Origin of the sequence: Mesorhizobium sp. M0771 (assembly GCF_040320155.1) — a bacterium.
In the GTDB taxonomy this organism is placed as follows: domain Bacteria; phylum Pseudomonadota; class Alphaproteobacteria; order Rhizobiales; family Rhizobiaceae; genus Mesorhizobium.
In genome coordinates this window covers 62,945-85,708 of sequence record NZ_JAMYPC010000008.1, presented here as the reverse complement: position 1 = coordinate 85,708, position 22,764 = coordinate 62,945, and the positions used below count along the sequence as shown (strand labels likewise).

19 protein-coding genes are annotated in these 22,764 nt (G+C 63.0%); all 19 read right to left on the bottom strand.

The window, feature by feature from the left end:
* Window positions 1-2: 2 nt before the first annotated feature.
* The 19 genes from NKI05_RS14545 to ligD all read right to left on the bottom strand — a co-directional run bounded on the left by NKI05_RS14545 (window position 3) and on the right by ligD (window position 22,709).
* Window positions 3-857 carry a TRAFAC clade GTPase domain-containing protein gene (locus tag NKI05_RS14545; protein ID WP_023814827.1) on the bottom strand — a complete coding sequence of 285 codons (855 nt, stop codon included), beginning with the start codon at window positions 855-857 and terminating at the stop codon, window positions 3-5.
* Window positions 854-1,867 carry a TRAFAC clade GTPase domain-containing protein gene (locus NKI05_RS14540; RefSeq protein ID WP_023814828.1) on the bottom strand — a complete coding sequence of 338 codons (1,014 nt, stop codon included), beginning with the start codon at window positions 1,865-1,867 and terminating at the stop codon, window positions 854-856. Before NKI05_RS14540 ends, NKI05_RS14545 begins: the two co-directional genes overlap by 4 nt.
* Window positions 1,864-2,895, bottom strand: a complete 1,032-nt coding sequence (locus tag NKI05_RS14535; RefSeq protein WP_023814829.1) for a GTPase-associated system all-helical protein GASH — start codon at window positions 2,893-2,895, stop codon at window positions 1,864-1,866. Before NKI05_RS14535 ends, NKI05_RS14540 begins: the two co-directional genes overlap by 4 nt.
* Window positions 2,895-4,235 (bottom strand): metallophosphoesterase, encoded by a 1,341-nt coding sequence (locus NKI05_RS14530; protein ID WP_023814830.1) that lies wholly within the window; start codon window positions 4,233-4,235, stop codon window positions 2,895-2,897. Before NKI05_RS14530 ends, NKI05_RS14535 begins: the two co-directional genes overlap by 1 nt.
* A 241-nt stretch (window positions 4,236-4,476) precedes the next feature.
* Window positions 4,477-5,460: a substrate-binding domain-containing protein gene (locus NKI05_RS14525; protein WP_023689831.1), complete on the bottom strand. Its 984-nt coding sequence runs from the start codon at window positions 5,458-5,460 to the stop codon at window positions 4,477-4,479.
* A 120-nt stretch (window positions 5,461-5,580) separates the two neighbouring features.
* Entirely contained in the window at window positions 5,581-6,633 is a 1,053-nt protein-coding gene (locus NKI05_RS14520; protein ID WP_023727074.1) for an ABC transporter permease, read from the bottom strand.
* Complete coding sequence (locus NKI05_RS14515; protein ID WP_023671399.1) at window positions 6,633-8,150, bottom strand: sugar ABC transporter ATP-binding protein; 1,518 nt, start codon at window positions 8,148-8,150, stop codon at window positions 6,633-6,635. The genes NKI05_RS14520 and NKI05_RS14515 overlap by 1 nt, the downstream gene beginning before the upstream one ends.
* Window positions 8,147-9,160, bottom strand: coding sequence for a LacI family DNA-binding transcriptional regulator (locus NKI05_RS14510; protein WP_023814831.1), 1,014 nt, complete (start codon window positions 9,158-9,160; stop codon window positions 8,147-8,149). The genes NKI05_RS14515 and NKI05_RS14510 overlap by 4 nt, the downstream gene beginning before the upstream one ends.
* 266 nt (window positions 9,161-9,426) lie before the next feature.
* A complete protein-coding gene (locus tag NKI05_RS14505; protein WP_023814832.1) occupies window positions 9,427-9,891 on the bottom strand; it encodes a GFA family protein in 465 nt (154 codons plus the stop codon).
* 31 nt (window positions 9,892-9,922) lie between these two features.
* On the bottom strand, window positions 9,923-10,459 hold the full coding sequence (locus NKI05_RS14500; RefSeq protein ID WP_023814833.1) for an isochorismatase family protein: 537 nt from the start codon (window positions 10,457-10,459) through the stop codon (window positions 9,923-9,925).
* Between the two features lie 80 nt (window positions 10,460-10,539).
* A complete protein-coding gene (locus NKI05_RS14495) occupies window positions 10,540-12,543 on the bottom strand; it encodes an amidase (protein ID WP_031205192.1) in 2,004 nt (667 codons plus the stop codon).
* A gap of 232 nt (window positions 12,544-12,775) precedes the next feature.
* A complete protein-coding gene (locus NKI05_RS14490; RefSeq protein WP_155929541.1) occupies window positions 12,776-14,158 on the bottom strand; it encodes an SEL1-like repeat protein in 1,383 nt (460 codons plus the stop codon).
* A gap of 80 nt (window positions 14,159-14,238) precedes the next feature.
* Window positions 14,239-15,846: a WD40 repeat domain-containing protein gene (locus tag NKI05_RS14485; RefSeq protein WP_023814836.1), complete on the bottom strand. Its 1,608-nt coding sequence runs from the start codon at window positions 15,844-15,846 to the stop codon at window positions 14,239-14,241.
* A gap of 106 nt (window positions 15,847-15,952) precedes the next feature.
* Complete coding sequence (locus NKI05_RS14480; protein ID WP_023685879.1) at window positions 15,953-16,723, bottom strand: exodeoxyribonuclease III; 771 nt, start codon at window positions 16,721-16,723, stop codon at window positions 15,953-15,955.
* 7 nt (window positions 16,724-16,730) lie between these two features.
* On the bottom strand, window positions 16,731-17,378 hold the full coding sequence (locus NKI05_RS14475; RefSeq protein WP_023814837.1) for an alpha/beta hydrolase family protein: 648 nt from the start codon (window positions 17,376-17,378) through the stop codon (window positions 16,731-16,733).
* The gene (locus NKI05_RS14470; RefSeq protein ID WP_155929543.1) at window positions 17,368-17,730 is read right to left on the bottom strand and encodes a hypothetical protein; all 363 of its coding nucleotides are present in this window, start codon (window positions 17,728-17,730) and stop codon (window positions 17,368-17,370) included. The genes NKI05_RS14475 and NKI05_RS14470 overlap by 11 nt, the downstream gene beginning before the upstream one ends.
* Before the next feature lie 7 nt (window positions 17,731-17,737).
* Window positions 17,738-18,865, bottom strand: a complete 1,128-nt coding sequence (locus NKI05_RS14465; protein WP_352792521.1) for a tetratricopeptide repeat protein — start codon at window positions 18,863-18,865, stop codon at window positions 17,738-17,740.
* The gene (gene ku / locus NKI05_RS14460) at window positions 18,862-19,767 is read right to left on the bottom strand and encodes a non-homologous end joining protein Ku (protein WP_023685883.1); all 906 of its coding nucleotides are present in this window, start codon (window positions 19,765-19,767) and stop codon (window positions 18,862-18,864) included. Before ku ends, NKI05_RS14465 begins: the two co-directional genes overlap by 4 nt.
* 449 nt (window positions 19,768-20,216) lie before the next feature.
* On the bottom strand, window positions 20,217-22,709 hold the full coding sequence (gene ligD / locus NKI05_RS14455; RefSeq protein ID WP_023814840.1) for a DNA ligase D: 2,493 nt from the start codon (window positions 22,707-22,709) through the stop codon (window positions 20,217-20,219).
* Window positions 22,710-22,764 lie beyond the last annotated feature (55 nt).

Below are 22,764 nucleotides of genomic sequence, written 5' to 3'. Positions count from 1 at the left end.
GGTTAGGTACCGACCAACCACCACACAGGCAAGGTAATGTCAGCTTGTTTTCTCCACACCCCGGTTTTGTTATCTTGAATTGCAACCCAGCCATGTTGATCGAGAGATGACTCGAGGAACTGGTCCCTAAACGCAGCATCATCTTTGAGGTCGCCACCAACGACGCTTAAACCGAAAACCTGTATGTCCAGATCAGTGCAATCCTCCAGCCGCCCGGCGAACAACGGATACTCCTTGGCAAGATATGCGGGAGGCCCGAGGTCGAAGGTCATCTCATCTACACGGTCCCAAGCGGAAACGACCACTGAGAGTCGGGGTTTCGTTCCGTTGGGGCGAGCGGCCATTGTCATTTCCAGATAGCGGATTAGCTCGCATAGCATAACTTGCGTGGGGAGCTTGGCTCGATCCTCGTCTTGGCCGAGTTTAGCCAAAAGCCTGCGCGAAGTTACCCAATCCAGCGGACGAACATCCTGATCAGAGCCAATTCGGACGAACAGAAGCGCTCCATCCGCACGCCGCAGTTCCTCCATCCAATCCGCGGAAATTTCTGAGTCGAGTACGGCATTGCGCCAGAGTTCACCAGAAATGTCAGGAACTATGATCGAGGTTTCGTCGCCGCCAGTCGCAGGTCGCACGACAACCTTGAAATCACGGCGTTCCTCTGCATGCTCCGAGCGGGGGGCGAAATGCCCCTGAAACAAATGCTCTGCCGTATCCAGAACAAAGCCAATTTCCTGGGGTTGTTCTGCCGCGACCAAACTTCCTGTCTTGGCGTCTAGTGCGGGCCAGAGGCGACCAACATAATTGGTCTTACCCGAGTCTGGTCCGCCGATGAGGATTATTGATCGCGCGCTCATTGGTCTCGCCGATAGGATAGGAAGGAAGACGTGCCGGGCGCAGGCGGGGTTGCTGGCCAAAAGGTTGGCGCAGCGGTCGGCCGTCCGACGCTCGCGGTAACAAGCGCAGCGAGCCCGAACCCGGCCTTGAACTCCTCATTGTCTGAGAAGGGCGCTACAGGCATCAGCTCGAAGAAAACGTTATGCTTGGATAACTCGGACGTCATCCTTGCGATGGTGGCATGGTCCGGCGGATGCTGGTCTCGATGGGTGATGACCACCAGCAGGCGTGGCATTAAGCCTTCGATCACCCCGCGTAGCCTCCCGGCAAGCTGACCGAGCCGCGTGATCGCGCCTTGGCGGCGTTCGCGGTCGGCAAGTATCCGACCATCGACGACGAGCCAAACGACATCAGCGGATTTCAAAAACTCGAAGCGCTCGGACTGCGCTGAGCGGATCAGGGTTTTAGTCCATTCGCCAGGAAGGTCGGGCAATGCGAGATCGACGGTCCGCCCATCTGCTGTCTGCCGGAGTCGCAGATGAAGAAAGCCGGGCTGACGCTCGTCCGCCATTTCGGTGTGTACCGTCATTTGCTCTGGCGGGTGACCCTCGTTCCACCGACGGGCCCCGCGAGCAATCTCTTCAAAGGCCATTAGGCTGTGACTGTCAGCGAACGACCAGCCTTCGAGCATCGCGTTGGAGACGAGCAGGTAAAGGCTGGCCAGACACGCTGTTTTTCCGGATTCAGGATCACCTAAAATGCCGACAACCGTAATATAGCGACTGCGCATCATCGTCTCGATCGCCTGGGGATCGAGAGTGATGCTGGGCGGGAAACTCGGATTTTCGTCCGGCGAACGCAAAACGGGGGCACTGGAATCTTCGCTTGGCGCCAAGACGTCGTAAGCCGTGTTGGATCCAGCGTCAGACTGGCTGCCGATGCGGTTGGCGCAGGTTGCCGGGTCGCGCTCAAGGGCGCAGCGCCCAGTTTCGGCGACCGTACATCCCTCATATGTGCAGCCTGCGCTCATAGTGTGCTAGGTCCTGACGCCCGCATCTTGAGAAGCGCCGCCTCGAGGAGCGCGCGCGAGCCCCATTCCTCCGCTGTGCGTTCGATCGTGGCTGCAGGCAAGCCGTCTGATTCCCCTGTGATGATAGCCGCGAGAAGTGGAAATAAGATTGCTCCACCTGCCGGAAGTCCATTCGGATAAAGCGCCGCAAGCGTCTCGCGATCCGGACCGAGGGCAGTCAGCACTCCGACTAGCGCGACGGACGGATTGGCGTCGAGAGTCCGCAGTACAATCTCACGATGCACATCACATGGCATGCGACGCAAATACGCTGCTCCTTCAACGCCGCAGGCGACGACGCGCGCTACTTCGTCGATGCTGTCGAGCGGTTGTCTAAGCAAGCGGCTGCGCCGCAACTGCGCCCACCAGAGGAAGTCGAGTTCCTCGCGATCCAAGGCGCTATTGCGGCGCAAGGCGTCGATTGTCGGCGCTGCCGCCTCCTTCAATGCATTGCCAAGTTTCCCCTCTTCACCGGCAGAGAGCGAAACCGCGCCTAAATTTGGGACCATGACTCGCTCGCGAGCCTTTTCGGCTCCGGCGATGCAGCGATCGCGCGCCACTTGCAACACAGACATCCGCAGCGCTTCGCGCTTCTCATCGGGAAGCGGTGGCTGAAAGCCTAGCGCTGACCAAAGCGCTGCGGCCCAGATATCTGCAATCAGCCAGCCCGAAGTGTTGGGGATCGTCCCCATGATTTCGGTAGCGACCAACCCGGCGACGATCCCTACCTCGAGCGGCCGTTCTTTATGAAGAAAGGCAGAGGCCTTTTTCTGAACTGCCGCCTCAACTTCCTTGCCAAGTGCTTCGGAAGGCGTACCGTCGCCGCCGAGCGCGGCAGCTACGTCTGCTGCTTTCACAAAGATGCTGTCGAGCGTAGTGATCTTGTTCCACACGGTTTTGATGGACGTGATTGCGGCTTTGCGCGAGTCGACGTCTTCGTTAGTGATCTGTAGCCCCGAAATCCGCATGTGGTTTGCGAGCGCACTCATCAATCCGTCCCCTCACTTCTTTTTTGTATAAGTGTTTCGATCATCGTTTCGACCTCGCCTATGCGACCTTCACGTACTAGCCAGTCGAGCAGTTGGCGTTCCACGGCTTGGGTGATTCGTTCATCCGAATTGGTTTCAATAGCTCCAAGCTCAACGAGAATGGTAAGGCGCTCGCCTTCGGAGAGATCTCGAAAGAAGCGGAGCAGCACGAGCCGATAGCCGGTATCTTCGGGTGGCACAGCAGGATCTCCTTTGGTATCGAGAGCGGCCACAACTTCGACAATTGGTTCGGATTCGTTAGTTCCCGCTAAGGCTGGCGTAGTCCGTTCGTGCGGCCGAGGAGCCTTACGGAAATTGGGCGAACCGAGCACGAACTTCGGGTCTTTACCACCTAAACGCTTGTCATCGGGTTCAAAGCAGGTCCGTAGCGGATTCCAAGCACGCGGGTGGACCGTTACCGCCAACGCGTCCCGCTCGGAATCCCAGTCGAATTCGATGATGTTGTAGGTGAAAGTGTACTTGTCGTCGGACTTGAATGGAACGGTCGCGCCGGCAGCAAGCATCATGAAATCGGTGTCGTCCCCGACGGGTTCGATATGCACTTTCGGGTCATGCTCGTGGCCGGAAATCATAACACGCACACGACTCTGTAGGTAGCGCGCAGCATCCTCATTGTCCTTGAACCAGTTGAGCGGGTGGTGAATGAGGACGACCGTCTCCTCTCCGGGGTTTCGCTCCACGGTGAACTGGCGAGCGCCGACCATGAGTTCGGGCTCCTCGTCATTCTCATTGCCGGTACACAGCAACGAGGAGTTCATGCGAATGAAACGTATTGTTCTGCCGGGTACAAGTTCGACAAGAAGGTTAGTCGAATAACGGCCTTCCGCATCGAGCGGACAGTCATAGCCTTCACAGAATCGGGCGAATTCCTCAAATCTAGCGAATAGCGCAGCACGATCCATGTCGTTAACAAGGATCTTCTCATATTCGGTAGCGCCCCCTTGTCGTATCACGTCGAGGAGGTGCCCCGCGCCAATAGACATCTTTTCGCGATCGACATCATGATTCCCAGGCACCATCTGAATTCGATGGATTTCGCAGCCGACGGCATGCGCCAGGTTGTCAAGCCACACGCCGGCGTCGGTGTATTGCGTTTGCGAACCGCTAAAGGCGATATCACCAGACACGAGGATGCCGTGGGCGGTTCCACCGGGCAGTGCGCGGATCACTTCTGCGGCATCGAGGATCAACTCCTTCTTGACGTCGCCATGGATATGAACGCGCTCATCTCGCTCTTGGCCAAAGTGAATGTCTGAGAGATGTACAAAAATTGCCGACATTTATTCCTTGCGACGTTGAATGAACAATGGCGTTAACTTGTTCGCTATTCGCCACAATCGCAACTCCCTTCTGAATTTGAATCCAGATTAATATCGATCAGTGACGAAACGACATAATTCATGAGGAACACTATGACGCAACAGCTGACATAGGCCTAGTAGTGGTATTTCCATCCCCAAAACAAACAAGGCCCCTTCCGGGGCCTTGCGCATCAACCTCAGTGCCGGGCTAACCGCCCCCTCACTTCCCCATCAGTTGCTTGGCATTCTCGGCCGTGATCGCGGTGGTTTCCACCGTCACCGTCTTGTCCACCTCGGTGGCGCAATCGAGCAGGATCTTTTTCGACATCTCGATCGCTTCCTTGGCGCCCGTCGGGTAGGTGAAGGTTGCGACCCAGTCGCCCTTGGCCACGGCTTCGATGCCGCCGGCCGGGCCCGGCAGGCCGTCGGTGCCGATGATCTTGACGTCCTTGCCCGCGCCCTTGGCGGCGAGCAGCGCGCCGGCGGCCATCATGTCGTTGGAGGCGTAGAGCACCTTGATGTCGGGGTGCGCCTGCAGCATGGCGGCGAAGGCGACCTGCGCCTTGTCCGGCACCCAGTCGGCGGCCTGCTCGGCGACGATCTGGACCTTCGGGTTGCCTTTCACGCCTTCCTTGAAGCCGTTGAGGCGCTCCACCGCCGGCGTCGAGCTCGGCAGGCCTTGCAGCACGGCCGCCTCGCCGCCATCGGGCAGCAGGGTCTTGGCGGTGTACTTTCCGGCTTCCTCGGCGATCTTGAAATTGTCGCCGCCGATGAAGGCGGTGTAGTCCTTGCCCGGGTCGCCGACCGTCTTGCGGTCAAGCTCGATGACCGGGATGCCGGCATCCATGGCGCGCTTCACCGCCGGCGTCAGCGGTGCGGCCTCGAAGGGCGAGATCAAAAGGATATCGACCTTCTGGGTGATGAAATTGTCGACCTGCGAGGTCTGCGTGTTGACGTTGCCGGCGCCGTCGGCGATCTGCAGCGTGAAGCCAGGCACTTCCTTGGCCGCCGCCTCCAGCTCGTCATTGACGTGCTGGCGGTAGGGCTCGGCATTGTTGGCCTGCGAAAAACCGATGACGAACTGGCCGTCCTTGGCGCAGGCTTTCACCAGCGGCTCGGCGGCGTAAGCGGAGCCTGCAATGCACAGGCCGGCGCCTGCCAGCAGCACGGCCTTGAGGGTCGATCCTCTTAGTGTCGTTTTCATAACTCACTCTCCTCCTCGTCCGGCCGGGGGGCCAGACCTTGGTTTGACGTTCACGTGTTGCCGTCTCCTCCTTGTTTGTTTGTGCATGTCGTCATCGCAAAACCTTTTGCGCGACATGCACTAACGACCCAACCCCTCGCGGCGGCGAACGAGGGATTGAAGCACTGCCGCCAGGACGATGATCGCGGCGGTCGCGAGCAGCTGCATGGCGGGCGTGATGTTGTTGAGCTGCAGGATGTTGGCGAGCGCGCCCAGCATGATGGTGCCGGCAACGGTGCCGACCATGGAGCCGGCGCCGCCGAACAGGCTGGTGCCGCCGATGACCACGGCGGCGATGGCCGTCAGCTCATAGCCCATGCCGTCATTGGCGCTGCCGAAATTGAACTGGCCGGCATGGACGATGCCGGCAAGGGCGGCGGCAAAGCCGGTGATGGCGTAGACCGAGATCTTCACCATCGACACCGGCACGCCGGATATGCGCGCGGCGCGCTCATTGCCGCCGACGGCAAAGACATAGCGGCCGAAGCGCGTGGTGTTGAGCACGATGGTGGCGATCGCGGCAAAGACGACGAACACGAGCGTTGCCACCGGCACGGTGTTGTTGAACAGCCGCTCGCCCAGCACGGCGAACACCGGCGGCGCCAGGCCCGGCCCTTCGCCATAGGAAATGTTGATGTACTGGTTGCCGGAGACGACCAGCGCCAAGCCGCGCGCGGCCTGCAGGCCAGCCAGCGTGACGATGAACGGTTCCAGCCTGAAACGCGTCGAGATGGTGCCCTGTATGGCGCCGAAAACGATGCCCAAAGCGAGCACGGCGAGGATGGTGGGGATCAGGCCGAAGCCGCCGGAGATCATCATAGAGGCCGTGACGACGCTGGACAGGCCAAGCACCGCGCCGACCGACAGGTCGATGCCGGCGGTGATGATGACGAAGGTCATGCCGATGGCGATGATGCCGGTCTCCGACACGGCGCGCACGATGTTGGCGATGTTGTCGGGGTTGAGGAACAGGATCTCGCCATGGCGGCGCGGCGAGAAGATGATGCCGCCGATCGCCACCAGCACCAGGCCGATCAGGCTCTGGAAGCGCACGATGAGCGCCAGCGGGTCGCGATGTTTTTGAGGCGCCGCCATCACCGGGCTCGCTGCCGCTGGATTGTTGTCCTGAGACATCAGGCCTCCCTGCCGTTAGCCGCGGCCAGCACCGTGTGCTCGTCGACGCCGCCCAAGAATTCCGCCACATTGCGCCCCTGGCGCAGCACCACGATGCGGTCGCACAGACCGATCAGCTCCGGCATCTCGCTGGACGCCACCAGAATGCCCAGCCCTTGCGCCGCGAGTGCCCTGAGCCGCTGGTAGATCTCGCCCTTGGCGCCGACATCGACGCCGCGCGTCGGCTCGTCGAGCAGAAGCAGCCTGGGGTTGCCGAGGATTTCTTTTGCCAGCACCACCTTCTGCTGGTTGCCGCCGGACAGTGCGCCGACGGCGATATCAGGGTTCTTCGGCCGGATGTCGAACTGACCGAAGGATTCCTTCACCGCCTCGGCCTGGCGGCGCGGCGAGACCAGCCAGTTCGGCGATATCCTTGAGATGACCGACATCACCAGATTGAGGCCGACGGCCATGCGCAGCATCAGGCCCGAGCCCCTGCGGTCGTCGGTGACGAAGGCGATGCCGGCGTGGCGGGCAGCGCTGATCGAATCCAGTTTTACCGGCTTGCCCGATATGGCGACCTCGCCCTCCCAGCGGCCCGACAGGCCGGTGCCGTAGAGGGCGGACAGCAGCTCGGTGCGCCCTGCCCCCATGATGCCGGCAAGACCGACGATCTCGCCTTCATGGACATCGAGCGAAACGCCTTGCGGCGCCTGCCAGCCGGCGCTGTCGCGGGCGAGTTTGAAGCTGGCGTTCCTCAGGCTGAGCAGCGGCTTGCCCGCGGCCTTGGCGCGTTGCGGATAGAGTTCGTCGAGCGGACGTCCGACCAGCAGCCTGACCAGCTCGGCCTGCGGCGCGTGCGGCTCGGTGATGCCGGCGACACGGCCGTCGCGCATTACCGTCACCCGGTCGGCAATGCCGGGCACTTCCTCCAGCCGGTGCGAGATGTAGACGATGCCGACGCCGGTGGCGGCAAGCTTGCGCATGATGTCGAACAGCCGCTCGACTTCGCCGACGGTAAGCGCCGCCGTCGGCTCGTCCATGATCAGCACGCGCGAGGCGTAAGACAGCGCCTTGACGATCGCCACCACCTGGCGCTGGCCGATCGACAGGTCGGCGACCATGGCAGCCGGATCGATGGCGATCTCGATGGCTTCCAGCCGCTTCTTGGCCTCGCGGCGCATTGCCGGCACGTCGAGGAAGCCGCCCGGACGCATCAGTTCGCGGCCGAGGAACAGATTGGCGGCGACATCCAGCGACGGCACCAGGTCGAGCTCCTGGAAGATGGTGGCGATGCCGGCCGCTTGCGCCTCACGCGGGTTGTTGAAACGCACGGGTTTGCCGTCGATCTCGATCGTGCCTTCGTCCGGCGTGTAGACGCCCGACAACAGGTTCATCAGCGTCGACTTGCCGGCGCCGTTCTCGCCGAGCAGCGCGTGGATCTCGCCCGCCTTGAGGTCGAAGTCGACACCGCGCAGCGCCTGCACGCCGCCGAAGCGTTTGACGGCGCCGGTCATCACCAGCAGCGGCGCGGTCATGTTAGCCTCGTGTGGGTCGGCCTCCCGCAGGAGGCGCGCGCCCGCAGCGTCGCCTGCAGCCGCACCGAACGTGGCTCTGAACCGGTCGCCGCGATGCGGGCGCTGAGCAGGGCCGCGGCCTGCCTGCCTATCTCGGTGCAGGGCTGGGCAACCAGCGTCAGGCGCGGTTCGAAACAATCGGCCCATTCGAAATCGTCGAAGCCGGCCAGCGACAGATCGCCCGGAATGGTGAGGCCCTTTTCGCGGATGGCGCGGACGGCTCCGATCGTCGTCATGTTGTTGCCGGTGACCAATGCGGTTGGTGGCGACGGCAGCGACAGGATGGCGTGGGTGGATGCGGTCGCCGCCGCCGTGTCGACATTCTCGGCCGAGAGATAGCGCGGCACGCACTCAAGTCCATTGGCGGCGAGCGAAGCCTGGAACGCCTCGATGCGCTCGCGCGTCGTCGTCAGGCCGGGCTGTCCGGCGATATAGCCGATGCGCTTGTGGCCGAAGGAGGCGACATGGTCGATCAGCGCGCGCATCGACGTTTCGTTCTCGACGCCGATCTGGTCGAAGCGCTGGTCGGCGAAACGGTCGATCAGAACGCATGGCATCTTCTTGTCGGCGAGGTAATCGATGGCGCGCTGCGGCGAGCCCGACGGGGCCAGGATGACGCCGTCGACGCGGCGCTGATGGAAAGCGCGCACCACCTGCAGCTCGCGGTCGGGATCCTCCTGGGTATCCGACAGGAAGACCATCAGCCCGAGCCGTGCGCATTCGGCCTCGACCGCGCAGATGATGTCGGTGAAATAAGGGTTGGAGATCGCCGAGATCGCCAGGCCGACGCTGTTGGTGGTTGAGGCCTTCAGCGAGCGCGCCAGCTCGTTGGGCTGGTAGCCCATGGCGGCAATGGCGTCGTTGATCAGCCTCGCCTTTTCCAGCGAAACGAAGCGCGTGTTGTTGACGACATGCGAGACGGTCGACACCGACACGCCGGCGCGCCGCGCCACTTCAGCCATTGTCGGCAAGACATATCAGCGCCTGCAAGCGCTCCTCCCTTATGCGTTTCCCGTCCGCTCTGATGGCGGATTTCAAGGGAGCTTAGGGTGATCGAAACGTTTGCGCAATCGATTCGATGGAAATTTTTAGCGGGGCTTATCTCCCCCCTCGAGGGGGAGATGTCGCCGAAGGCGACAGAGGGGGTCGCCGCGCGTGAAGCGCCAACCTTCCATCTGCAGCAAGGACGTCGAGCCCAGTCGCACCGACCCCCTCTGGCCTGCCGGCCATCTCCCCCTCAAGGGGGGAGATTCGCGGTTTCACCGAACTCCGCCACCAGCCCCTCATATTCCTCAAAGGCCGGCAGCGCCTCGTAACTGTGCACCGCAGGCGTGGTTGCCCAAGGCAGCTTCTCGCTGGTCCATGTCTCGATGAACGGCGTGAACCAGCCGGGCTCGTCGAGCATGGTCGGACGCAGATTGACGAACCAGTCGAGCCCTTCGGGGCGCGTGAACATCCAGCTCATGCAATGTGGGCAGAAGAAATGTTTCGAGGCGCCGTGCAGCCCGCCGAATACCGGCTCGCCTAGCGTGATCTCGAAGCCGTCGGAGGGAATGGCGGCGCTTAGCGAATAGGCGCTGGCCGACATGCGCTGGCAGCCGGTGCAATGGCAAGCCATGGTCAAAAGCGGTTTTGCGGAAATCTTGAGCCGCACGCGTCCGCAGCGGCATCCGCCTTCGGCCGGCAAGGTCAGGGTTGGCACGGCAGTCTCCCACTCTTCAAAGCGCGGTGCTTCAGTCGCCGGTCAGCGCCTTCGTCGTGACCAGCGTGACGCCGGCATCGGTGAAGTCCGCATTGTACCGGGCGATGATCTCGGTCGCGGTTTCGCCTTCAGTGTCCAGCGTCGAGTGCGCATCGGAAACGACGGTGACGCCGAGGCCTTCGGCCAGGGCGCCCTCAACGGTGCCGGCGATGCAGAAATCGGTTTGCGCTCCGGCAAGCACGACTTCGCCGGCCCCCTGCCCGGCCACCCAGGCGCCAAGCTCGGCATTCGAGAAGGCGTTGCGGACGGTCTTGGAGAATGTCGGCTCGTCCTTGGCCTGGCCGAGTTCCGGCCATACCGGCCAACCCGGCTCGCCCGGCGCCAGCGGATCGCCGGCCGGCCCATCATGCCGCACGAACGCTATCCGGCGCCCCTCGCGCCGCGCCCAGTCGATCAGCGAGCGGGTACGCTCGGCGATACCCGGCGCATCATGGATCGGCGGCTCGACGCGCCCGTCGAACATGTTGGTCTGGAGATCGATGACGATGAGGGGAGCGAGGTTTGGCATGGCGCGAAGATAACGCGGGCGATGGGAGGGTCAAGACGGCGAAGCTGCTGATCTCCCCCTTGGGGAGATTACCTGTACCCTCACCCGATTCCACCCGCGACCACGTAAGCACCAGCCGTGCGTCCATCCTCCAGCCGCATGACGGCCGTAACGATCGAGCCGTAAGCGCCTCGCCACACACTGTGCATTCTTTCATGCTCGCCGGCCGGCACCAGGATGAGACCGTGAAAGCTTGTGCCGCTTCGCTCCATGACAACGGCTTCGCCATTGACGTGAACCTTGAGATCAGCGGTCTCCGCATCGAGTTCAACCGTCACGGCGATCTCGGCCTGGTCTCCTCGCCCCATCGTCTCCGCAACAAGCCTGAGTGCCGGCGGCGGCGCATCGCTGGACTTCGATCCACCATGTTGCGCAAACACATCGCCCGGCAATTCCGGCGTGCGCGGCGGGGCCGTGCGGCGTTGGGTGGCGCGCTCGTAATCGCCGGCGAGCCGCAGCAACTCCGCATCATCATAGGCCTTGCCCGCAAAGGTCAGCCCGACCGGCATGCCGATATCGGCCATCGTTCCCATCGGCACGGTGACGGTCGGGATGCCTAGATGACGCCAGACCAGATTGCCGTTGGCGACCCAGGTGCCGTTGCGCCAGGCGATTGCTGCAGAGGTCTCGTTGACGTCGGCATCGGCCGGGCCGACATCGGCGACCGCCGGCAGCACGACGGCGTCGAGCCTGTGCTCGTCCAGCCAGTCCTCGAAGTCGATGCGCCGCGTCGCCTCCAATCCCTTCAGACCTTCCGCCAGCGTTGGGATATCCAGCAATGGCATCACGCCCTGCTTGGCGCTCGTGACGTAGTCGGCCAGATCGAAACCGTCGTCGCCATAGCGGTCCGGCAGCGCGCCCGGCGGCCGCGGGAAGATTTTTGGCCCGTCGACCGTGGCCAGGTCGGGGATGGCCGGGTCGGCATTGGCGCGCAGGAAATCGTCCCAGCCCCAGATGCAGAGATCCCAGATTTCGCGCTCGGCGAATGCTTCCGGCACCAGCCCGCGTTCGACCATGGTTTTTGTGCCCGGACGGTCGCGCTCATAGTTCGAGACGACGGGGAAATCGACCTCGACCACCTCCGCGCCGAGCTTTTCCAAGTCACGCGCTGCCTGCCGCCAGAGGTCGAGCACCGAGGCGCGGGTCTCGATGGGTTTGAGCGCGCCGCCGTCGCGGCCGATATACATTTTCGGCACGCCGAGGCGTTTGCCTTTCAACGAGCCCTCCAAGGCGAGTGTAGTGTAGCTTGGCGGCCTGAGATCAGCGCTTTTCGCGATCGACACCCAGGGCTGCGCGCGCCAGAAATCGCCGCGCGTCTCGGTATCGTCGGCGACGATCACGTCGAGCAGCTCCAGCATGTCGGCAATGCCGCGCGTGTGCGGCACCACCACATCCATGGTCGGCACCAGCGGCCAGTTGCCCCTGACCGAAATGACGCCGCGCGACGGCGTGTAGGCGACAAGTGCATTGTTGGACGCCGGCGCGCGGCCGGAAGACCATGTCTCCTCGCCCAGCCCGAAAGCGGCAAAGCTCGCAGCGGTCGCGGTGCCGGAACCGTTGGACGAGCCGGAAGCGAAGGCGGCGGTCAGATAGTCCGCATTGTAGGGGCTCTCGGCGCGGCCATGGACGCCTCGCTGCATGCCGCCATTCGCCATTGGCGGCATGTTGGTCAGCCCGATCAGCACAGCACCACCGGCCCTCAGCCTGGCAATGGTGAAAGCGTCCTCATTGGCGACGAGATGCTCGAAGGCGGGCGAGCCGGCGGCCACCGTCAGGCCCTTGACCTTATAGCTGTCCTTGGCGGTGTAGGGGATGCCGTCGAGCGGCCCGAGGGAAGCGCCTTTGCGGCGGCGCAGGTCGGAGGCCGCCGCCTCCTCGAACATTGCCGGGTTAAGCACCGGCACGGCATTGAGCGCGATGCCATGGCGGTCGTAATGCGCGATGCGCCTGAGATACGCACCGACCAGCTCGACGCTGGTGACGGTGCCGGCCTCCAGCGCCCGGCGCAGGTCGGCGATCGAGGCTTCGACGATGTGGAGGGGCATGGGATTCTCGAGATGCAGCGGCAAATGAGTCTTCGCATCGTGCGATGCGAGTGTCACGCCTCAAACGGAAGGCGTGACGGCGACGCTGCTGGTCTCCCCCAAGTGGGGAGATGGCCGGCAGGCATAAGTGGCCTCCGAAATTGACTGATGAAAGACAGTTTTGGTGTCCGCTGCTGCATGTCCGTTATATGACACGATCTCGGCGATTTCAGCGGAGTTGCCTGACCTCAGCTCACAGCGTCTTGCTGTCGAACCGGCCTTTTTCCTTCATCATTTCGAGGAAGATCCTGGCCTCGGCGTTTCCGTGGCTTGCCGATGTGGAAAACCACTTGGCAGCTTCCGGATAGTTCGGCTTGCCGTCGATGCCGGTGTAATAAAGCTTGCCAAGGTTGAGTTCTGCTTCGACATTTCCCACCTTGGCTGCCTCCAGCAACCAGAATTCGGCGGATTTGTCATCCTTGGCTATCCCTCTGCCGCGGGCATAGGCAACAGCCAGGTACAGTTCAGACGAAACGTCCCCCTGCTTTGCGGCCTTGAGCCACCACGAAACGGCATCAGCGTCGCTCTGGGTCAGTCCGACGCCCGTCCAATATGCAAGGCCGAGGTTCGCCTGCGCATAAGCGTCTCCCTGGCTCGCCGCCTTCAGCCACCAGGACGATGCTTCGGCATCACTTTTGGCAGTGCCCTTGCCCGTAGCATAGGCATAGGCCAGCGCAGACTGCGCCCGGACATTGTCCTGTTCCGCCGCCTTGACCAACCAGGCGAACGACTGGGCGTCGTCCTTGCCGATGCCTTTTCCCAATTCATACGCATTTGCTAATGAGTATTGCGCTTCCGGCACACCGGCGACCGCGGCCTTCATCCACCATTCGAAGGCCAGGCGGTCATCCTGACCGACGCCGTGGCCAAGCGAATACAGCGTGCCCAACAGAGACTGGGCATTCGGCTCACCCTTGTCGACCGCCTTTCGCACCCACGTCACGGCGAGCTGATCGTCCTTCTCGACGCCTTCACCGAGATAATAGGATCGACCGATGCAGTAGGCAGCTTCGGTACTGCCGCCATCGGCTGCCTTGCGCCACCAGGAGAGAGCTTGCTCATAGCTTTGCGGAACACCTTGGCCCTGCGCGTACAGGGTGCCGATGGCATAGTAACCATTCGCGTTGCCCTTGTCGGCCGACTGTGTGGCAAATTTTAACGCCAGCTGGTCGTTTCTTTCGACACCTCGGCCATGGGAATAGGCCTGGGCGAGCAAGGATGCCGCATCTGCATTTCCTTGCTCGGCTGCTTTGCCCCACCAGTAGGTCGCCTGCCTGTCATTTTGGGCAATACCCTGGCCACGCCAGTACATTAATCCCAGATTGTACTGTGCGTCAGCATTTCCCAGGTCGGCCAGCACGGAGATCTGATGGAATTGCTCGCGATAATCCTTTGCCAGGACAGCCGCTTGAATCTTCTTAATGGCCGACCACTGCACATAATAATTTCGGCCAGGACCGAGCAGCACATAAGCCGCCAGCAACACCAGAACGACGGTAAGGACCCCTCGGCGACGCGACTTGGGCGGGCTGTAGACAGGTGTATCCACTTTGGGCGCCCAGTCGTTGTTGCTCACCGTCCCCAATCCATTTGCAGCCACCAGTAATCCATAGCGCAAGCCAGGCTGTTCTGGAATATCCAAAGCATTTGATGTCGCTACTGCGGTGCGCCGGCGAACAGGATTTCGCCATCGCCGCCAGCCGCCGGCCAATCCCTGATGGTGCGATCGTCGCCGCCGGTGACCAGTGTGCCGTCGGTGGCGAAGGCAACGGCGTAGATCGGGCCGGTGCGGCTGTCGAACATGGCGATCTGGTCTCCAGTGCCGAGATCCCACAGCCGCGCCGTGCCGTCGAGCGAGCCGGAGGCCAGGCGCTTGCCGTCGGCCGACAGCGCCAGCGTATAGACGGTGCCTTCGTGGCCCTCGAAGCGGCGCAATTCCCTAAACGTGTCGAGGTCCCAGAGCTTGATCGTGTAGTCGCCGCTGCCGGTGACGACATGATGGCCGTCGGCGGTGAAGACGGCGCCGTAGGTGCCTTGCTCGTGGCCGTGCCAGCTTCGCAATTGCTTGCCGCTTTCGACGTCCCACAATTTCAGCGTGCCGTCGATGGAGCCGCTCAGCGCGCGCGTGCCGTCGGGCGAGATTGCGACCGTGCTGATCGGCCAGTCATGTCCGGTCATCACATGCAGCACCGACTTGTTGACGAGATCCCAGACGATGACGTTGCCGGTGTCGTGGCCACTGACGGCGCGCTTGCCGTCCGGGCTGATCGCCAGCTTGCGCACGCCGCCATTCGCGCCCGACGAGAAGACATGCAGCACCGCGCCGTCGGCAAGCTTTCGCAGCACGATCTCGCCATCGTCGCCGGCGGTCAGCGCGGTGGCGCCGTCGGGCATGAACAGCGCCGTGCGCGCCATGTCCTTGTGTTCACCAAGGTTGCGGATCAGCCGCTTGCCGGCGACGTCCCAGAGCTTGATCATATGGTCGGTGCTGGCGCTCATGATGTCGCGGCCATCGGCCGAGACGGCTAGCCAGACGACGGCGTCGCGGTGGCCGTCGGGCTCGGTCGGCAGCGCCGGCGGAGGCGGCGGCAAGGGCGCGACGGTTTGCGGTGGCGTGGCCGGAGCCGGTGGTGGAGCAGTCTCCGGTGGCGGTGTCGCCGGAGCGAGTGCGACTTGTGGCGGCCGAGGGGGAGCAGCCGGAGGCCTAGGGTGCGCCGGTTCCGGCGGTTTGGCAGCCTGCTCAGGCGGGGTTGGCTCGGGAGGCATGGCGAGCGGCGGGGAACTCGGTGGAACCGCCGGCGTCGCCAAGTCCGGTGGGACGCCGGCGATATCCTGGCCCTTCGGCTCGGCTTTGGGCTCCTTCGGGGCGACGACCTCAGCGCCCGGGCCGGCGTCACGCGCCCAAGGGAAGTGGTCGGCCAGCAGCGCCAGAACGGCGAGCACCGGCAACATGAGGAAGGCGCGCCGCCAGCCCGGGCGACCCTTAGATTCGATCCCGGCGTCGCGGCCAAAAAGCGGCGTTCCAGCAGGCTGGCTTCGCCGACCCGGCAGCAGCCCAGCCCAGAACAACAGGGCGCCAAGCAGGCAAAGCCCGCCGACGGTCAGGAACACCACGGGCTGCAGCGTGGCTGGGCCGTGCAGCATGTGGTCGATCCCGCTCCAGCTGAAATCTCTGTCGCCGAGCAGGAGATACGCCCGCACCAGACAAGCCACAGCGGCCGCCAGCAGCGGAAGCGCAAACAGCCTTTCGGCCAACCTGTCCATCGGACTCCCCCTCCGGTGCCGCACCTTGCTCATCATGCGGCCGCCGCAGCGAAACAAATAGCGCAAAACTGCGCCCACGAAAGTGGGCGCGATCACGCAGCCAAATTCACTTCAATTCCACCCATACCGGCGCGTGGTCGCTGGCGCCGTCCTCACCTCTGACATCGCGGTCGATGCCGGCAGCGGTGAGGCGGCGCGCCAGTTTCTTCGACAGCAAGATGTGGTCGAGCCGCAGCCCGGCATCGCGCGGCCAGCGGTTGCGGCGGTAGTCCCAGAATGTGTAGAGCGTTTCCTTCGGATGCTTCTTGCGCAGCGCATCGGTCCAGCCCTGCTCGAGCAGACGCTGGAACGACGCCCGGCTTTCCGGCTGCACCAACGCGTTGTCGTCATAGGAGCGGGTGGCGTAGATGTCGCGCGGCTCGGGCACGATGTTGTAGTCGCCGACCAGCGCCACCGGCAGGCCGGTGTCGAACAGTTCTGCGGCATGCGCCTCCAGCCGCGCGTGCCACGCCAGCTTGTACTGAAATTTCGGCCCCGGCTGCGGGTTACCGTTGGGCGCGTAGAGACAGGCGATGACGACGCCCGACACCGCCGCCTCGATGTAGCGGCTCTGCTTGTCGGCGGTATCGCCGGGCAGTTCGTCACGGGTCAGCACCGGCTCGGCTCCTCGCGCCAGTATGGCTACGCCGTTCCAGGTCGGCTCGCCCTTCCACACCGCGCCATAGCCGGCGTCGGCCAGTGCCGTGCGCGGAAACTGCAGGTCGCGCGCCTTCAGCTCCTGCAGGCAGACGACATCGGGCTTGGCTGCCGCCAGCCACGCCAGCAGGTTTTGCAGCCGGCTGTTGATGTTGTTGATATTGAAGGTGGCGATTTTCATTTGGCGATCAGGAAACGATCCGCCCTGTCCACGCCTTCACCGTCCCGGCCAGCGTCTTCAAATGATCGGCGGTCGAAAACCCCGACACGCTCTTGCGCGGCTTCAGGTCGTGGTCGCCATCCTCCAGCCAGATCACCTCGATGGCTTTGGAAAGGCCGTAGGTCGCGACCTCTTCTTTCGTGCCGAACTCGTCGCGGGTGCCCTGGAAGATCAGCGTCGGCGTCTTGAGGTCGGCGAGATGTTTTGTCCTGAGTTGCTCGGGCTTGGCCGGCGGATGAAAGGGATAGCCGAGGCAGACGAGGCCCGAAATCTCGCCCTTGGCGAACATCTCGTCGGCGACCATCGAGGCGACGCGCCCGCCCATCGACTTGCCGCCGATGATGAGCGGACCAGCGACGCCCCTCGCCCTCAGATCGGCGATGGCCTTGATGTATTCCGGGTTGACCGTCTCGGCACGCGGCGGCGGCTTGCGCTGGCCATAGCGTCGCGCCGCCATATAGTGGAATTCGAAGCGCGCAACCTGGAAGCCGGCTGTGGCGATCGCCTTGGCGGTGTCGGTCATCGAGGGGGAATCCATCGACGCGCCGGCGCCGTGGGCCAGCAGGATGGTGAGGGGGGCTGTGTCAAAGCCGTCGAAGAGGAAGCTAGTGGGCATCAGGCTGCTGGACCCCGATATAGTGGTAGGTGGTTTTGGAACCGTGAACTTCCTTACGCCACTGCTCCGGATGCAGGGAAACATGGGTGAAAATGGCTGCAAAAACCCCCACGAGCACGATGAAGAATGGCCGGCCGAAGCAAACGCGCTGCTTGTTCGACATACGGTCCTCGGGGCGCTGGGGAAATGGCCAAGTTCTGCGGTTGTAATATGTGCCCCAATTGATTTTGCTGTCTTCGAAAAAATTCCAGCCATTGCTCCAGTAGAAGAGCAGCTCGTGGGCCTCCTGCACCGCCAAAACGACGAAGCACGCGGTTAATCCCATACTCGAAATCTGAACAAGATTATCCACGGCAGCCTCACCCCGCCGTCCGCGCCAGCTGCAGATCGACGAACTGTATCCCCTTTTGCGCAGTGCGCGCCCATTCGCTGTCAGCATCGAGTTCGAGATAGCGCACCCAGTGGCGGCGGGCTTCGGTCAGATTGCCGGCGTCGAACTCCAGCCGGGCAAGGTTGAACACCGGATCGGCGTAGCTCTTGTCGAGCGCAATGGCCTTGACCAGATGCCGGCGCGCCGAGGCGATCTTGCCTTCGTCGCTCATCAGCCCGGCGAGGTTGAACCAGGCCTCGACGAACGCCGGATCGAGCTTGATCGCTCTTGCATAGTCATGCGCCGAGTCGGCCACGCGACCGGCGCCACGCAAGCAATTGGCGCGGTTGAACGCGGCGATGGCGTCGCTCGGATCGATGCTGAGGCAGCGTTGGTAGAGCGCCGCGGCATCGTCGTGCCGGCCCTCCTCTTCCGCGCTTTCAGCCTCGGCGAACAATTCTTCCAGCGTGTCGTCGCCGGCTGCGCTTGCGCTGCCGAGATCGAACAGCAGCTGGCCGTCGAGTTCGCTCTGGCCATCCTCGAGATAGATCTGATCGGGCCGGCCATGCTGCGAGCCGACATTGAGCGATTTGGCGGTGAGCGAAGCGACCGGACCGGAGCGATGCACGGAGCGCGCGATCGCGCCCCAGGATGCACCGCCGGCGACCAGCCCGGCATATTTGCGGGCAAGGATCAGATCGCGGAACGAGTAGGGTTCACAATCGTGCTCGAAGGCGTCGAACAGGCTGAGCAGGTCGAGGTCGGCACCGGACAGTCTGGACTGGTCGACGAGAGACTGCCTGGACAGCGAAGACGCCTCCGGCGCCTTCATCAGACCAAGCAGGCGCAGGAAGCCATTTTCGCTAAGGAGTGTTCGGCCAGCGGAGCCCTCGGCTGCAACGCGGCGCTCGATCTCGGCATCGCCGCCCTTCGCCGTGCCGGCCTTTGCGATCAGCGTTCGGCCGAACACAACATGGCTGGTGCGCCTGGTGACGCCGCGCCGCAACTGGCCGTGCTGACGCTCCACCTCACGGGCCGCGAGCCGCAGCGGAAATGCCGCCAGCGCGCCGATGGCGCCGAAGACGGCGCCCGGGATTATACCGGTCGGCGCCGTCACCCCTTGCTCTTGCCGACGGCCTTGAGCAGATTGGCCTTCAACGGGTTTTCCTTGGCCGCACCCGCCTTACCCTTGGCGGCAGGTTTTTCAGCGTCGTCGGCCTTGCTCTTCGACTTGGCCGGCGGCTTGGCTGATTGCGACAGGCTCGCCTTCAACGCGTCCATGAGGTTGATGACATTGCCACGCTCGGGCGCCGCCGCAATGATCGGCTTATGGCCCTTCAGTTTCTCGCGGATCATCGTCATCAGCGCGATCTCGTAGCGGTCCTCATAATTCTTCGGATCGAAGGTGGTTTCCTTCTGCTTGATCAGCGCTTCGGCCAATTGCAGCATTTCGGGATCGGGCTTGCCGGCAGGGATGTTGCCGAAATATTCAGCCGTGCCGCGCACTTCGTTCGGGTTCCTCAACGTACACACGAACATGCCGTTCTCGCGCGCGCCGATCGTCACCACGCGCTCGCGGCTGGACAGGACAAGGCGGGCAATGGCCAGCTTGCCGGATTTGCGCATTGCCTCGCGCAGCACGGCGAAGGTTTCTTCCGCCATGGCGCCATCCGGCGCCATATAGTACGGCGCATCTTGATAGATGACGTCAACCTCGTCTTCGTCGACGAAGGCCTCGATGTTCATCGTGTGATTGGATTCGATGCGCACTGCTTCGAGGTCGGCCTCATCGATGATGATGTACTGCTTGTCCTCGTATTCGTAACCCTTGACCAAGTCCGCGCGCTCGACGAGGCCGAGTTCAGGGTCGACCGGCTTCATGTTGATGCGGTTGTGGGTCTTCTTGTGCAATTGGTTGAACGATATGCGCTCGCTGGTGGTCGTTGCCGGATAGAGCCGGACCGGACAACTGACGAGGCTGAGCTTGAGGTAACCCTTCCAACTTGCCCTGGGCGCCATGATACTCTCCTACGCGGCCATGCACTGACATTTCAGACTGAGCATGATCTTAACCGAAAACCGGTTCCCACGTTTCGGGATCATGCTTACTGCAGCGCTTCGTTCCGAGGACGATTGGCACTGCGCAAATCCTACACCGGCCCCAAACATACCGGCAAATTCCTGACGAAACCTTCCAGGTGAGCTGGAGGGCACCGACGGAGGATAATTCAAATTGTCCGCATGGTCGATGGACTTGGGGAAGTAAGTCATGCCGGAGGGACAGCACCCCCCTCTGTCCTGCCGGACATCTCCCCCGCAAGTGGGGAGATTGGCAGCTTCAACCTTATCGCTCCTCTTGCAAGGTTTGCGATTGGCGAAAGCAGAGGCGACATCCGATCTCCCCCCTTGCGGGGGAGATGTCCGGCAGGACAGAGGGGGGGTGTGCCGGATCGCCAACACCTCCCGATCTACTTCCCCGAAAACAACGGCAAATCTCTTGCGAAATCCTCCATGTCCGCCCACGGATCGCCCGACGTCGCCAACAGCCCCGGCAAGGACGAATAGTTCAGATCCTGCGGCGCATCGATCGTCTCAAGGTCTGCCCAACTCACCGGCGTCGACGCCGGCAGGTTGGTGCGGGCGCGCAGCGAATAAGGCGCCGCGGAGGTGTGGCCGCGCGCGTTGCGGTGATAGTCGATGAAGATGCGGCGCTTGCGGTTTTCCTTGCCCATTGTGGTGGTGAAAGTGTCGGGCGCGGTGGCCGCCAGGTGCGTGGAGATGGCGCTGGTCGCCTGGTGCAGCTTCTTCCAGTTCTGCTTTTGCGTCACCGGCACGGTTATGTGGATGCCGCTGCCGCCGGATGTCTTGGCGAACGGCACCAGGCCGAACCGCTCCAATTCGCCCTTGATGTGGACGGCGGCCTCGACCACCTCGCGCCAGGCGATGCCCTCACCCGGATCGAGATCGAAAACGATCTGGTCGGGCTTGTCGAGGCTCAAGCGATGCGTGCCCCAGGTGTGGAACTCAACGACGCCGAACTGCGCGAGTGCCAGATAGCCTTTTGCTCCCTCGACCGACAGATAGGATTTGGTTTCACCTTCGAAGTTGGTGGCGTCAAAAGTGACCACCGACGGCGGCATGCCGGTGAAGGCGTGGCGCTGGAAGAAACAGTCCTTCGGCAGGCCCGTCGGGCAGCGCACCAGCGACACCGGGCGGCCCATAATGTGCGGCAGCATGAAATCGCCGACCAGCGCGTAATAGACGGCGATGTCGAGTTTGGTCGGTCCGGTCTTGCCGAACAGCCGCCGCTCCGGATTGGTCACCCAGATGGTTGCGAGATCGGCTTCGGCGATCAGCCGCTTGCGCTTCGGCGACACCGGCGTCGACAGGCCGACATCGCGCAAGCCCCGAAACACACCGTGGCGCAGCGAATTGTCCGCCGTGCGGTTGGCGTAGTGGATGCGGGCCGACAGCATCGGCCGCACCCATTTCATCTCGCGCATGATCTCGCGCGGCACACCCTCGGGTGCTGTCGCGCCGTCGCGCAGCGGCTGCAGCCGGGCCAGCAAGTCGCCCGCCGTCGCGGCATCGAAGCCGGTGCCAACCTTGCCGCGATAGTGCAGTTCACCATCCGCGAATTCAGCCATGCCGATTGCCGCCAGTCCTTCGGCCGCGTCGGAAACGGTGTAGCCGGCGATGATGAAATCGCCGGTCTCAAGCGCTTTGACCTTGGTCCAGCTCTTCGTGCGGCCGCTCTGGTAGATGGCGTTGGCGCGCTTGGAGACGACGCCTTCCAGTCCAAGGATCGAGGCCTGATCGTAAAGCCCCTGTCCGTCGCCTTCGACATGGTCGCTCAGCTGGATGGCGGAGGTAGCGCCCTGCCCGGCTAGCAGTTCGGCGAGCAGGGCCTTGCGGTTTGCGAGCGGCGCCTTGCGGAGGTCCCAGCCGTCGAGATGCAGCAGGTCGAAGGCATAGAAATGGAGCTTGCTGCCCGCACCCGCCGACAGCGCATCCTGCAGCAGCGCGAAACGCGAGATGCCCTTCTCGTCCAGCACCATGATCTCGCCGTCGATGATCGCCTGGCTGAGCGGTAGCCGGGAAAAGGCTTGCGGCAGGTCGCCGTAACGCTTCGTACAGTCGATGCCGCCGCGGGTGATCAACCTGACCTCGCCATCTCCGACATGCGCCATGGTACGATAGCCGTCGAATTTTATTTCGTGCAACCAGAGTTCACCTGTGTCTTCCACTGGCCCACCCGGTGGCTTCGGCACCTGCGTGGCGAGCTGCGGCTCGATGCGCGACGGCGGATCGCCCCTGACCGCACCGGGCAACGCACCGGGTTTCAGCGCGCCGGGTTTGGGGGGCAGGCGGGCCGGCTTTTTCGGCGGCGCCACCAGCTCCTCGATGCGCTTGCCGGACTTCACGCTTTCCGGCCGCGCTTCCAGGATGTCGAGGCCGGTATCGGCGGCGAGATCGCGCTCCTTGAACAGCAGCCAGTTTTTCTTCTCGCTGTCTTCGCCGGGCTTGGGCTTCAGACGGGTCAGCATCCAGCCGCCATTCAACTTGTCGCCGGCCAGCCGGAACTTGAAGGCGCCGGTGCGCAGGCTCTTGTCGACATCGTCCATCGGCGCCCACGTGCCGGTGTCCCAGACGATCATCGGCCCGCCGCCATATTCGCCTTCAGGAATGACGCCCTCGAAGTCGATATATTCGAGCGGATGGTCCTCGGTCTCAACTGCGAGCCGCTTGTCGGCCGGGTTGAGCGAGGGCCCGCGCGGCACCGCCCAGCTTTTCAGCACGCCGCCGACCTGCAGGCGCAAATCGTAATGGTCGGCGGTGGCGTGATGCTTGTGGACGACGAAGCGGTTGCCGTCGCCTGAAATGAGCCCGCCCGCCGGTTCCGGCGTCTTCGTAAATTCGCGCTTGGCGCGATAGGCCTTGAGTGTTGGCGGGGTTGGCATGGGTCAGGCGGGAGCGGCGGCGGCGGACGAACCTTTCCGGCGCCGCGTTCCTGCA

Bases quoted from the DNA above. Each gene is read 5' to 3' on its own strand.
- NKI05_RS14535 (WP_023814829.1), bottom strand. From the start codon at position 2,895: ATGAGTGCGCTCGCAAACCACATGCGGATTTCGGGGCTACAGATCACT.
- NKI05_RS14525 (WP_023689831.1), bottom strand. From the start codon at position 5,460: ATGAAAACGACACTAAGAGGATCGACCCTCAAGGCCGTGCTGCTGGCA.
- NKI05_RS14475 (WP_023814837.1), bottom strand. From the start codon at position 17,378: ATGCCCACTAGCTTCCTCTTCGACGGCTTTGACACAGCCCCCCTCACC.
- NKI05_RS14540 (WP_023814828.1), bottom strand. From the start codon at position 1,867: ATGAGCGCAGGCTGCACATATGAGGGATGTACGGTCGCCGAAACTGGG.
- NKI05_RS14545 (WP_023814827.1), bottom strand. From the start codon at position 857: ATGAGCGCGCGATCAATAATCCTCATCGGCGGACCAGACTCGGGTAAG.
- NKI05_RS14530 (WP_023814830.1), bottom strand. From the start codon at position 4,235: ATGTCGGCAATTTTTGTACATCTCTCAGACATTCACTTTGGCCAAGAG.
- NKI05_RS14520 (WP_023727074.1), bottom strand. From the start codon at position 6,633: ATGTCTCAGGACAACAATCCAGCGGCAGCGAGCCCGGTGATGGCGGCG.
- NKI05_RS14515 (WP_023671399.1), bottom strand. From the start codon at position 8,150: ATGACCGCGCCGCTGCTGGTGATGACCGGCGCCGTCAAACGCTTCGGC.
- NKI05_RS14495 (WP_031205192.1), bottom strand. From the start codon at position 12,543: ATGCCCCTCCACATCGTCGAAGCCTCGATCGCCGACCTGCGCCGGGCG.
- ligD (WP_023814840.1), bottom strand. From the start codon at position 22,709: ATGCCAACCCCGCCAACACTCAAGGCCTATCGCGCCAAGCGCGAATTT.
- NKI05_RS14485 (WP_023814836.1), bottom strand. From the start codon at position 15,846: ATGGACAGGTTGGCCGAAAGGCTGTTTGCGCTTCCGCTGCTGGCGGCC.
- NKI05_RS14500 (WP_023814833.1), bottom strand. From the start codon at position 10,459: ATGCCAAACCTCGCTCCCCTCATCGTCATCGATCTCCAGACCAACATG.
- NKI05_RS14480 (WP_023685879.1), bottom strand. From the start codon at position 16,723: ATGAAAATCGCCACCTTCAATATCAACAACATCAACAGCCGGCTGCAA.
- ku (WP_023685883.1), bottom strand. From the start codon at position 19,767: ATGGCGCCCAGGGCAAGTTGGAAGGGTTACCTCAAGCTCAGCCTCGTC.